General features: G+C 51.4%; 11 protein-coding genes and 3 pseudogenes. 1 reads left to right on the top strand and 13 read right to left on the bottom strand.

Annotated features, from left to right (window positions below):
* The first annotated feature begins 297 nt into the window (after window positions 1–297).
* On the top strand, window positions 298–2,721 hold the full coding sequence (locus tag H8S59_RS23145; RefSeq protein ID WP_187522929.1) for a glucose/quinate/shikimate family membrane-bound PQQ-dependent dehydrogenase: 2,424 nt from the start codon (window positions 298–300) through the stop codon (window positions 2,719–2,721).
* A gap of 233 nt (window positions 2,722–2,954) precedes the next feature.
* On the opposite strand, the gene H8S59_RS23140 is transcribed toward H8S59_RS23145, so the two are convergent.
* From H8S59_RS23140 to H8S59_RS23080, 13 genes and pseudogenes are all read right to left on the bottom strand, one after another.
* Complete coding sequence (locus H8S59_RS23140) at window positions 2,955–3,197, bottom strand: DUF6124 family protein (protein ID WP_095102120.1); 243 nt, start codon at window positions 3,195–3,197, stop codon at window positions 2,955–2,957.
* 340 nt (window positions 3,198–3,537) lie between these two features.
* Window positions 3,538–4,233 (bottom strand): hypothetical protein, encoded by a 696-nt coding sequence (locus tag H8S59_RS23135; RefSeq protein WP_187522928.1) that lies wholly within the window; start codon window positions 4,231–4,233, stop codon window positions 3,538–3,540.
* 207 nt (window positions 4,234–4,440) lie between these two features.
* Window positions 4,441–4,731 (bottom strand): hypothetical protein, encoded by a 291-nt coding sequence (locus H8S59_RS23130; RefSeq protein WP_187522927.1) that lies wholly within the window; start codon window positions 4,729–4,731, stop codon window positions 4,441–4,443.
* Between the two features lie 74 nt (window positions 4,732–4,805).
* Window positions 4,806–5,051, bottom strand: a pseudogene (locus tag H8S59_RS23125) (POTRA domain-containing protein); the annotation flags it as partial.
* A 41-nt stretch (window positions 5,052–5,092) separates the two neighbouring features.
* Entirely contained in the window at window positions 5,093–5,317 is a 225-nt protein-coding gene (locus H8S59_RS23120) for a hypothetical protein (RefSeq protein ID WP_187522925.1), read from the bottom strand.
* 130 nt (window positions 5,318–5,447) lie between these two features.
* Window positions 5,448–5,852, bottom strand: coding sequence for a hypothetical protein (locus H8S59_RS23115; RefSeq protein WP_187522924.1), 405 nt, complete (start codon window positions 5,850–5,852; stop codon window positions 5,448–5,450).
* Window positions 5,853–6,118: 266 nt separating this feature from the next.
* On the bottom strand, window positions 6,119–6,469 hold the full coding sequence (locus H8S59_RS23110; RefSeq protein WP_214658437.1) for a hypothetical protein: 351 nt from the start codon (window positions 6,467–6,469) through the stop codon (window positions 6,119–6,121).
* 1 nt (window position 6,470) lies between these two features.
* A pseudogene (locus tag H8S59_RS27435) lies at window positions 6,471–6,587 on the bottom strand (deaminase domain-containing protein); the annotation flags it as partial.
* Window positions 6,588–6,602: 15 nt separating this feature from the next.
* A complete protein-coding gene (locus tag H8S59_RS23100; RefSeq protein WP_187522923.1) occupies window positions 6,603–7,028 on the bottom strand; it encodes a hypothetical protein in 426 nt (141 codons plus the stop codon).
* Between the two features lie 508 nt (window positions 7,029–7,536).
* Entirely contained in the window at window positions 7,537–8,202 is a 666-nt protein-coding gene (locus H8S59_RS23095; protein ID WP_246475569.1) for a transposase, read from the bottom strand.
* Between the two features lie 154 nt (window positions 8,203–8,356).
* Window positions 8,357–9,020: pseudogene (locus tag H8S59_RS23090) on the bottom strand (hemagglutinin repeat-containing protein); the annotation flags it as partial.
* 159 nt (window positions 9,021–9,179) lie between these two features.
* Entirely contained in the window at window positions 9,180–9,599 is a 420-nt protein-coding gene (locus H8S59_RS23085; protein ID WP_187522921.1) for a contact-dependent growth inhibition system immunity protein, read from the bottom strand.
* A partial coding sequence (locus tag H8S59_RS23080) for a DUF637 domain-containing protein (RefSeq protein WP_187522920.1) occupies window positions 9,596–11,487 on the bottom strand: 1,892 nt, incomplete at its 5' end. The genes H8S59_RS23080 and H8S59_RS23085, both read right to left, overlap by 4 nt.

Raw genomic sequence — 11,487 nt, 5'->3', positions numbered from 1 at the left:
AATCCCGACAACGGTAAATTAGAACCGCAACAACTGACCCATTATTACCAATACCGCAACAGTGTTTTCCCTAAACGCGGAATGACAATTTGTCGCAGGCAGGGCTTTTTTTGATATCGTTGCAAAAGTAACCAGTTAGTTAATTGTTTGCGGAGTTCCATCGAACTGAGCCGTGTCGTCTACGTCGAGCCCGAAAAGTTCGTCGCGACCACTGCCCGGGAGCAGCTTCACCGGCCGCTTCCTCCACTACGCTTAACCTTTCACACAAACGCTCACGCGTTATCAGGATCATGCACCATGACTAAGTCTCAACCTACGGCATCCGTCAGCCGCTGGCCCATCTGGGTCGCGGCGCTCGGCGTGTTGGTATTTGGATTACTGTTCACAGGACTGGGCGGCTTTCTCGTCACGGTTGGCGGCAGTTGGTACTTCCTGCTTGCCGGTCTCGGTATGCTCGTATCGGCAGTACTGCTCTTCAAACAGCGCCTGACAGGTGCCTGGCTGTTCGCGGTCGTCATGGTGCTGTCCATCATCTGGGCCCTGGCTGACGCCGGTCTGAACTTCTGGCCGCAAATCTCCCGCCTGTTCGCACTGGGCGTATTGAGCCTCGTGGTTGCGCTGGTCTATCCGACACTGCGCAAAGCCAATGGCCTTGTGAGCGGTCGCGGCGGTTACGCGCTGAGCGGCTTGCTGGCCCTGGCCATCGTTGGCGGCGTATGGGGCATGTTCATTCCTCACGCGTCGGTCTCCCCGACCGGTGACGGCCCGGGCCTGACCAAAGTCGACCCTGCCAAAGCGCAGAAAGACTGGGCCCATTACGGTAACGATGAAGGCGGAAGCCGTTTCGCGGCGCTGGACCAGATCAACCGCAGCAACGTCGGCAGCCTGGTGCCCGCCTGGACTTACCAGACCGGCGACGTGGCGATCAGCGACGGCAACGGTGCCGAAGACCAGATGACCCCGCTGCAAGTCGGCGACAAGGTGTTCATCTGCACCCCGCACAACAACGTCATCGCACTGGATGCCGACACCGGCAAACAGCTGTGGAAGAACGAAATCAACGCACAGAGCAAGGTCTGGCAGCGCTGCCGTGGGCTGGCGTATTTCGATTCGACGGCCGCACTGGCTCAGCCGGTTGACGGCAGCACGCCCGCCACTGCGGTATCGGTACCCGCTGGCGCCAACTGCCAGCGTCGTCTGCTGACCAACACCATCGACGCGCGCCTGATTGCCGTGGACGCTGACACTGGCGAGTTCTGCCAGGGCTTCGGCACCAACGGTCAGGTTGATCTGAAGGCTGGCCTGGGTAACGTGCCGGACTCCTACTATCAACTGTCGTCCGCACCGCTGATGGCTGGCTCCACGGTAGTCGTGGGCGGTCGCGTTGCTGACAACGTTCAGGCCGACATGCCAGGCGGCGTGATCCGTGGTTTTGACGTGATCACTGGCGCGATGCGCTGGGCGTTCGATCCGGGCAACCCGGAAGACAAAAAGGCGCCAGCGGGCGACGCCACTTATGTGCGCAGTACGCCAAACAGCTGGGCACCGATGTCCTACGACCCGGCGATGAACACCATCTTCTTGCCGATGGGCAGCTCGTCCACCGACATCTATGGCGTTGAACGTACCTCGCTGGACCACAAATACGGCGCTTCGATTCTCGCGCTGAACGCGACTACCGGCGACGAGAAGTGGGTCTACCAGACTGTCCACAATGATCTGTGGGACTTCGACCTGCCGATGCAGCCTAGCCTGATCGACTTCACCAAAGCCGACGGCAGCAAAGTGCCTGCCGTGGTGATCGGCACCAAGGCCGGTCAGATCTTTGTACTCGACCGCGCTACCGGCAAACCGTTAACCAAAGTTGAAGATGTAGCGGTCAAGGCTGGCAACATCCCCAACGAGCCGTACTCGCTGATTCAACCCCTGTCGAGCGGCATGCCGCAGATCGGCACCAAGCGCATGACCGAATCGGACATGTGGGGCGCGACGCCGTTTGATCAGATGCTGTGCCGTATCTCGTTCAAGCAAATGCGCTACGAAGGCCTGTACACCGCGCCGGGCACTGACAAGTCGTTGTCCTTCCCGGGCTCACTGGGCGGCATGAACTGGGGCAGCCTCTCGACTGACCCGGTCCACGGCTTCATCTTCGTCAACGACATGCGTCTGGGCCTGTGGGTCCAGATGGTGCCGCAACAGAAAGACGCCAAGGCTTCTTCCGGTGGCGAAGCACTGAACACCGGCATGGGCGCAGTGCCGCTCAAAGGCACGCCGTATGCCGTGAACAAAAACCGCTTCCTGTCGATTGCCGGTATCCCGTGTCAGGCCCCGCCGTTCGGCACCCTGACCGCGATCGACATGAAGACCCAGAAGGTCGCCTGGCAAGTGCCAGTCGGCACCGTTGAAGACACCGGACCACTGGGCATCAAAATGCATCTGCCGCTGCCAATCGGCATGCCGACACTGGGCGGCACCCTGTCGACCCAAGGTGGACTGATCTTCATCGCCGGTACTCAGGACTACTACCTGCGCGCCTTCAATTCCGCCAACGGTGAAGAAGCCTGGAAAGCCCGTCTGCCCGTCGGTAGCCAGGGCGGCCCGATGACTTTTGTTTCGCCCAAAACCGGCAAGCAATACGTGGTCATCACTGCTGGCGGTGGACGTCAGTCGCCGGATCGCGGTGACTACGTGATCGCTTACGCGCTGCCTGACAGCAAGTAATCGATGACAGTAAAAACCCGCTGCCACCTAATGGTGACAGCGGGTTTTTTATTGGCTTGGTTAAAGCCTGTCCCACGACCTTTCACTGATATTGAGATGCATCTGTGGGATGTCCCTGCAAACTCAAACTCCCTGTGGGAGCGAGGCTTGCCCGCGATATGGGCGCTATGGTGCATCAGGTGAATTAACGACTCACATCCACCGCCATTGAAAAACGCTCCTACCAAGACACACTAAATCGCCTTGCGCTGCCCCTCCAACCCCATCACCGACGCCTCAACCAGCGCACGCGCCGCCTCCAACTGATGCACAACCGAGCGCGCCAATGCCCGAAACTCCGGCGTGTGGTTATCTGCAGATTCGTAAGCCGTAGCTGCGGCGCAGGTTAAGTATTCGCAAGCGAGCACCAGGGCGTCATTAACGCTGACATCTGGTTTTACCGTGAAGAGGCTGAAATTTGGTGCGGATTTGATCATGTGGGATCTCCCTAATAGATTGAGACGCCATGGCGCAGCCTGCTGATTTAATGTCAGCGCACTGGTTGGCGATTGTTACTCCTCGATTGGGGCGGCCTGTCAAAACCGGTCGCTGGTTACACGACGGGCGGAGATTATTCGGTGACTGCGAGCGGTGCAACAAGCGCTGTCCGATATAGCGAAATTTCGGAATAGTCCTACAGGCTTGGAGAGTTCTGTCATGTAGTCATCGCGCTTAGAGTATTGCTGCCGTAACAAGCCTGAAGGTAAAAAGAGCAATACCAAGCAGGCTTGAATGCTAAAGCATTCATGAATACGTCTGCGCAATCAGCTGACCTGATTACTGCTTCAAATCAGTCATCAGCTTGTCGACCATTAAATCAACGGCATGACCAAAAGCAGTCCGCAATGCCTCTGGATCCGTAGCGTACCGCTGGGGAGTAAACGCTAGATCATTGCCGTCACTGAGCGCCGTGATGGTCTCAAAGTTACGCCAGATCTGTTCGTCACCACGCCGCATGACTGCAGAAAGACCTATCGTCGGGTACAGCTCGGTACTGAAGTTTTTCAATGACACGCCCCACTCCGTCACAATGAACTCTATTTTTGCATCGGCTGTGGCAGCATCCGGAGTGATGATAAATAGTTTTTCTTTCGTTATCCGCGCCTCAAGTCGCTCTCGAAGGATCACGCCCACATCGATATCGTTGCGCTGCATATTGAGACGGATCGCTTCAGCCGGACTGACCCTACTGTTATTCGTCGCCGAAGCAGCACTCGCTCCCGCCAATACCGCTGGTGAAATCTTGGAGCCAGTCACCATACCTGAAGCGGCTCCCACTCCCGCGCCCAGTCCGGCTTCCCAGGCCTGATCCATGCTGTTGTACGTGAATTTCCCCAAAGACATGTCAATCGGGACAATCCAGATGGATTTGACGAGTTGCCTGTTTTCGTTGGACAGGTCTTTGGTGACGCACCCTGCCAGCGAGGCGACGAGGCATATACAGGCTGCTATTTTTTTGAAAGAACAATCCATTTCTGATTCTCTGGGCGGTATTAATTTTGGCTAGCGGAAAAAGGGTTGCATGACGACGCAAGCATATCAAGCTCGGTATGTTTAAGAGAAATTGAAGAGAAACCGGGGTCAGACCACGGTTAAGCACAAACCAATCATTTCAGAAAAACCGAATTATTAAAGAGCAGATTAAACAACCGAGGGTTGATCCAGCCCCCCATAAACCAACTACGGCGAAACAAGAATCACTGGAAAATTTAAAGCTGCGCCTTCAACATAATTCCAAGATAGTGCAAGCAGCTTCTTTGATACATTCGCATCTATCGGCATGATTAACATCAAGAAAGCGTCCAACTCTTCACTGTACTCAATTCCTTTTATGCCTAGATTATTCCTTAGCCTTCCAGAAAACTCACATTCAACGCCATCAATCGAAAAGACATAAACTATCTCAGCATTAATATCCGAATAAGTAATTGACTGAACAACGAGAATGCTGCTTATAGATGGAGTGACCATTCCACACACCCTTAAATGCTTCAACGCCCCATTTATTACTACGGGCTCAGCCAAAGAATCAAGCACCTGAATTTTAGCTGCTCGATCTCACGCAGGTTCAGCTCTTGCCCTTCCCGGCCAAGAAACGCTATCGCCAGTTCCCGCTCCGACAGGCCACTGCCCGCTTCGCCCTTGAGGCTTTCCAGCTTGCCTTCCACGACCAGCACTTCAAGCGTGCCTCGGGACAGCTCCCGCTGCGGCAAGTAAGCGCGCGTGTTTACCAGCTCTTTGTCGAGGTAATGATACGTGATGGCCTTGAGAACGCGATTGAGTTGAGCAATTCTCACTGCTCAAAAGACGCGGATTGCAGGTACAGATCAAATCATGTCAGGTTCAGTTGAGCATCACCCTGCCCGGCTAGAACTTTAGCCACACAGAGCATCCAATCCGTCCAAACTGCCGGATCGGCAGTCTGACCATCGGCAAGATAACTCATACAACCCAACAAGGAACCCAAGCCATCTAACTTTGTTCGCTCATACAACTCGACAAGAAATTCATACATCGCAAGATATGCGAGTTCAGGTGTTAAATTCTCGGTACTCATTGCTATTTCCCTTTGAAGTAATCGAGGTAATGAAGAAACTGGGGGCAGACCACGATTAAGCATATCCTAATCACTGTATAAACCCAACTATCATATTGTTAATAACAAATCGTGTCCTGACCCGATTTTTTTAATCCTTAATACGCTCAACCGAGACTCGGTGGGCATTGGCCATGTAACAGCGGTACTCTTCTCCAGCACGCGACAAAACGCCCCTCTCCCACCAACTACCCCCCTCATTCACATCCACACCCGGCTGCAACAAACTCTTGAACTCTTCATCCAGCAAAGCCACATCGTTAAAAAAACCCTTCAGTTCAATCGCGCCATAAATACCAGGACAATTCTGCAATTCATTTATCAGACACCTAGCTCTAATTTCATTTTTATACTCCGAATAGTCCCACTCATATCCTTCACGGCACTGCCCAACAAGAAAGCGCCACTTCATAATTAGCGATTCTAGAGTTTCATTTCCAAACCCAAGGTCAGCCAACAAAACAGAGCAACAATCAATAACATTAGCATCACTCACACTTTATCCTCACAACATTTAAACCCTAGAAAACGGGGAAAATTGATGTCAGACCACGATTAAAAAATAAAAACTGTACGTCTACTTTTTTTGGACAGCCAATGGAAATTGGGGCCAGGCCACAATTAAGTAAAGCCTACCAACTTAAAACAACCAAATTATTAAAGAACCAATAAATCAATCGGGGGTCTGACCCCGTATTTCCGCTGACTGATTTTGCCAGCCACCTATGGAAAGTTTTAGTTATAAGGATGTCTTCTGCACCTTCAGATCAGTTTCAAAATTCTTAGGTCATGTCGAAACAAGTCTGATTCGTCAGCAGGCACTCCGGCCAAAAGGCTATCAATTCCGTTTTTGATGATTTGATCTTCAATCAGTTGACGCGCACGAGAACACCAGTCTTCATGCCATCCGCCAGATAGAACCAACAGGATGACTCGCCACATGAAGCTCTCCACTGGGCGCTCAAAGACGTCTTCAAATTGGTAATCGACGTATCCCATGATCTGTTCATGAGGCCACCCCTTCATAACCGCGTGGTCTCGACACCCTTCATAATAGCAGTCCAGCGCCCACGACTTAAGGGTTGTATAAGTAATACGCTCTTCGTGCAGCATCTCAGATTCCTTTTTTGGTCGGACGAATTACACCACCATTATCGACCACATTGACAGTAATGTTCGGATACTTAGCCTTGAATTGACTTATAACATTGGAACAGCTTGCGCATGGCGGCCTTTCTGTAAGAAATCAATCGGGGTCTGACCCCGTTTTTCCGAGCAAATGATCAGCAATCAAATCACCTTGGGCATTAACCACTGCAACCCTAGGTTTCAAAGCGGTGTTGAGAAGCGACAGGCACATGTTATTGCACATCGACTTGAGGTGAATGATATAGGCTTGCCCCTTCTTCAGTTGAAAGTCGAATACCCGATAGCTCCCGGGCTCTTGGTCAACGGCCAGACGCGGATCAGTACCACTAATCTCCCACTTTTTGGGAAAGACTTCCCAACCGATAGGCAACGGTGTGGACGAGGCCTGCTGGATGGCTTGCTTAAATGAATATGCAATCAGCGTTGTCGAGTTCCGGAGCTGATCCTGATATTCGCGTTTGAGATTGGCAGCACAACCAGCCAATGAAAGCATCAAAAAGGCTATGAGAAAGCGCTTAGGCATTTTAGAGTCCTGCATTTATAAGTCAGTGCGCTGCATGTCTATTTATATTTTCTGGAGAATTGGGCTCAGTCCCCAATCATTTCAGAAAAACCAAACTGGTAAAGAATAAAATTAACATTCGTGTTCTGCCCCCGCTTTCTTGAACATTGGATGGGCAGGATCACTCCAACGATTCGATCTTCTCGATGTCTTTCCAATCCGGTGCGAGCCCAAGTGATTGCATGTGCTTGTCAAAAACCGTTCCTACCAGATCTGAAACGGGTTGATCTTCAAGCCATACTGAATCGCATTCGAAGCACATTAAGAAACGATGCTCGGGGATAGTTTTAAGCCGAACACGCCAAACAACATCTTGCAGACAGAAAGGACAGAGTTTCATTTCGGCAAAGCCTTGATAACTTGAGTTGTTCCATCGCGAACCACAATCTGAATCGAGGCTTGTCCGCTCGTTCCGACTTGCCGCCCCAAGAAAATTGGGGTCAGACCACGATTAAGAAAATAAAAGTTTTTATGTCTGCTTTTGGGGACGGCCAGCGACTCCACAGGTTACTCTCCTGCCCAGCGCGAGTCCAATGTCAGATGCGAACTTAGATCCACCTAAGACATAGTTGCCATTTGTGGACGCCCTAATTTGATCTATTAGTTCCGAAGCAAAATCCATCTTAAAAAGCTCCAGATAATTCTCCGACCGAGCACGAACGGAACCACCCAATGAATAATAGTTGGCGTGCGGAGTAATTAATGCTGACGACTCATTTTGCGCATTCACCCTATAGCTACTCCACCTGTATTCAGCGGGATGTTCAACCATCTTCGCCCTAACCGGATTCAGCTCTATATAACGATAGCAAGCCAATACATAACCATCTTCTTGAACTAGACAAGATCGAAAGCGACCTTCCCAGAGCGTACCTGTCCTACGATAGGTGCGATTGACATATAGAACGTAACGCTGTCCTAAGCCCTTCATTAACAAGCCTGCACCAGCGATGCAACCTGGGGATAACAATAGATAAACATGGTTTGTCATCAAGCAAAAAGCATGAACTTTGCAACCATATTTGCAGGCAAGCTCCGTTAGACTTTCCAGATAAAAAAGGTAATCATTTTCTGAGTAAAAACATGCTACTCGATCGTTTCCGCGCTGAATAACATGCAGTGGGACGTTTGGCATTACAACTCTCAGGCGACGTGACATAGAACCCCTAATTCAATGGCTGGACTTACAGCCTAGCTAGTCATTTGGGATTAGATGCCGCTTAAACATTTCAACATATTTAAGAACGCATACATGACACGTGAACAATCGTGGTCTGACCCCGTTTCTACTCCTCAGCATCTTCCAACCATGCCAGCTGCGGATCTGCCTTTACCATCGCATCAATAGTTTCAGTGACGGTCTGTTGGTTGACCTGTTTGACGTCGATGTGGAGACCATCAACGGCTTTAATCACTAAATTACCCTTAGCGACCATTTGGGTCTGGAGCAAGGTTTCATCGGTGTTGCCCTTACCTGATGAGGACATCCAAAACGCATCACTGTTGCTCTTCTCGTGACTCTCCTGGTGCAGATCCTTCACACCCTCAAACGTGATCGACCCACCACTATCAATCGTCAGGTCCTTGCCACTCTCCAGCTTTGCGGCCTGATACCTTTGATCGCCACCACTCACCAGCAGGAGGTCACCACCCGTGGTGATCTGGCTGCCGATGTTTTTTTACATCAGTGACTTCGTCGCGCCGGTTTTTACCTTAGCCAAACGAGCCCTTCTTCTTTTTGTCGTACAGAGAGAAATAACTGTCCTGCGCAGCAAGAATGTTCAGGTTTTCGCCTGCAACCAAATAAGCTTCCTGCCCTGCCGTAATCTGGCTGGAGATAACGGTAAGGTTTTGCCCTGCCTGCAAGTCGACGCTGCCACCTGCGTTCAGATCCGAAATCACTTGGCTGACATGATCTTCCTGCCTTGTCAGTTTTTTGCTCTTCGACAGGGAGAAACTGGGGTCAGAGCACGATTAAGCACAACCTAATCATTTAAAAAACAAAACTATTAAAGATCGAATAAAACAATCGTGGTCTGACCCCGTTTCCTCATGACCCGCTGGGCCATCGGAGCAGTGTCAATTACGGTCGCAGTTGCTTTTGCACTTGTGTCATTTACCATTAAGCGCTGCCAGCAGTTTCCTTTCTAGCGCCTGAGCATATTCGACAGCGCGAGGCTCCGCAGCAATAAGCTCTTTATCTCGCCGCAGAATATTCAACATTTTTTGCGTCACCAGTAAACTCTTCGCCCAGACTGCCTCCGATAATTTTGAGGTTCCTTTTAGCAACTCGGCGTCATCCAGAAATCCTACCAGCACTTCCTTATCCAACTCGCGAACCACGACAGGCAATAATTCCGACGTATACATATCTTGCCTGACCGATCTGCAAAGGTCGCCGATCTCAAGCTCGTTTATCGGAGTGTCCAGAATCGACCTGTGCCATGACTCCAGCGCAGACTCATCAGAATCAGGCTCAACTTCCCACTTAAACCCATTACTCTCATCTATTTGACGAAATGTCTTTTTCATATACCTGCACCATTTAGAGAGTCAGAAATCCGTTTTAAAGTATCCAAAGCTGCCTGTCGGGCCGCTTGCGCCTCTGGGTTACTTACATTCTTAAGCGTTTCTGCATGGTTGGTAAGCCCTCTTATCCGCTCCTGCATTTCGTTCAAATGGTCATAGTAACCACCGCCATTCTTCCGAGGAACTGGATCTCCAGCCATGTCTTTCAATGTACCTTCGATATCATGATCTTTGAAGTTTTTTATTATGTTATCAATTCTAGCAACCGCTTTCTGCTCTCCCTGACTCAACTTAGTCGCAGAGCTTCCAGCCTCTTTTGCACCTCGAACACCAGCCCAGTAAGTATACGCCTTCTGAATACTATTGGTCTCTGCGGCTGTTGCTCCACGCACCGCTCCGCCAATCGCACCAACCGGGCCTAATAGCAAACCTCCAATGATGCCCCCACCCTCTTGGTACGTCTGCTCCAGTGACTCTCTAGCTGTGAGCGCTCTATCGATCAAGGTGAATTTATAGTTATCACATACCGCAGAGGAACACTGCAGCTCTCCCAATGCAGCAAGGCCGCCTCGGATCTCTCCCAAGAGAGCTCCGGCGCGAGCGGGCCCAACTGTTTCCAAAGCATCCTTCAGGTTGTCTAGGCTTCGCTGGTTGTAATTGCTATCGCCGTACTGTGCCGTCCAAGTGTTCCGATAACAAGCATCGGTCTTGCAGGCCTGCATGTCGCCTACAAAGTCCTCCATTTCGTAATGGTTTAGGAAGTTGTACTGGGTAGCGTTTTTAGCAATCCAGGCTCCAGCCTCCATCTCTTTAGCATCACCCCCAACAAGTGCTGCGGAGAATAACCCTACCAATTGCGAAGCAGAGGTGAGTAGCAAATCTCGCTGTTCCGGGGCCAATTGCGTAATGCCACGCCGCAACTCTTTGGCCATAGCTTCATTTACTCCGGCCGCGACTGCCCCAGCAATGAAATCGCTCCCAGCGGCTTCGGCTAAAGCGCCACCGATCAGCGCGTGCAGCGCAATCTTCCCGGCACTGCCGTCCACCAAGTTCAAGCCGCCAGCAGCGTTGAAACTCGTTGCGGCCAAGGTGTTCAAGATAGAGGTGGTAAGAGCGCCACCAATGCTGGCATCCATACCCAATGCTTTGCTCAAAGCAGCAGAGGTGGAATTTTGCAACATCTGATTCGCAGCAAATCGAGCGACGTTTTCCGCACTACTGAGGTCAATGCTGATTTTTAGCGTCAAAGGGTCTGTTTTCGTAGCCGTTATCCCGTCAAAGACACCAGCCGTCAGTCCAGCGGTCACACCACTGACCACATATCCTTTGAGCGCAGAACTCGACGTTACGTCCTTGAAGACAGCTCCTAAATCCCCCCCATTGTTAATAAAACTGGTAGCAGCGTTAGTTGCCGCTCCGGAAGCGACAGCCGCCCCCCCAGCAGCCACCACTGCTCCAGCTCCTGCACCTGAAAGAGCCGCCATAGCCGCAGGACCAACGAATACGGCCATTACGATCGCTATAACCATTTGCGCGGCGACCCCCAACCCAGCCTGGCTGTATTTGAAGGAGTCGTGGATTTCTTTCACTTGCCGCCAATCCACATCCCCGCGCTTCTCGGCTTCCTTCAGCCACGCCAACTGAGGATCGGCCTTGACCATGGCATCAATGGTTTGGCTTACCGTTTGTTTGTTGACTTCCTTGATGTCAATTTTCAAGCCATCAACGGCCCTGATTGCCAGCTCTCCCTTGGCAATCATCTGGGTCTGGCGCAAGGTCTCGTCGGTATTGCCTTTGCCCGACATAGAGGTCCAGGCCAAACTGTTGCTGCTCTTCTCGTGACTCTCCTGGTGCAGATCCTTCACACCCTCAAACGTGATCGACCCACCAC

The sequence above is a fragment of the Pseudomonas folii genome, assembly GCF_014357575.1.
GTDB classification, from domain to species: Bacteria; Pseudomonadota; Gammaproteobacteria; order Pseudomonadales; family Pseudomonadaceae; genus Aquipseudomonas; species Aquipseudomonas folii.
Note: the sequence above shows the minus strand (reverse complement) of the source record. Positions and strands in the feature narration are given on the sequence as shown.

Excerpts from the sequence above, each read along its gene's own strand:
- H8S59_RS23110 (WP_214658437.1), bottom strand. The coding sequence starts at position 6,469 with ATGCTGCACGAAGAGCGTATTACTTATACAACCCTTAAGTCGTGGGCG.
- H8S59_RS23095 (WP_246475569.1), bottom strand. The coding sequence starts at position 8,202 with ATGCCAAACGTCCCACTGCATGTTATTCAGCGCGGAAACGATCGAGTA.
- H8S59_RS23120 (WP_187522925.1), bottom strand. The coding sequence starts at position 5,317 with ATGAGTACCGAGAATTTAACACCTGAACTCGCATATCTTGCGATGTAT.
- H8S59_RS23130 (WP_187522927.1), bottom strand. The coding sequence starts at position 4,731 with ATGGTCACTCCATCTATAAGCAGCATTCTCGTTGTTCAGTCAATTACT.
- H8S59_RS23085 (WP_187522921.1), bottom strand. The coding sequence starts at position 9,599 with ATGAAAAAGACATTTCGTCAAATAGATGAGAGTAATGGGTTTAAGTGG.
- H8S59_RS23140 (WP_095102120.1), bottom strand. The coding sequence starts at position 3,197 with ATGATCAAATCCGCACCAAATTTCAGCCTCTTCACGGTAAAACCAGAT.
- H8S59_RS23145 (WP_187522929.1), top strand. The coding sequence starts at position 298 with ATGACTAAGTCTCAACCTACGGCATCCGTCAGCCGCTGGCCCATCTGG.
- H8S59_RS23135 (WP_187522928.1), bottom strand. The coding sequence starts at position 4,233 with ATGGATTGTTCTTTCAAAAAAATAGCAGCCTGTATATGCCTCGTCGCC.
- H8S59_RS23100 (WP_187522923.1), bottom strand. The coding sequence starts at position 7,028 with ATGCCTAAGCGCTTTCTCATAGCCTTTTTGATGCTTTCATTGGCTGGT.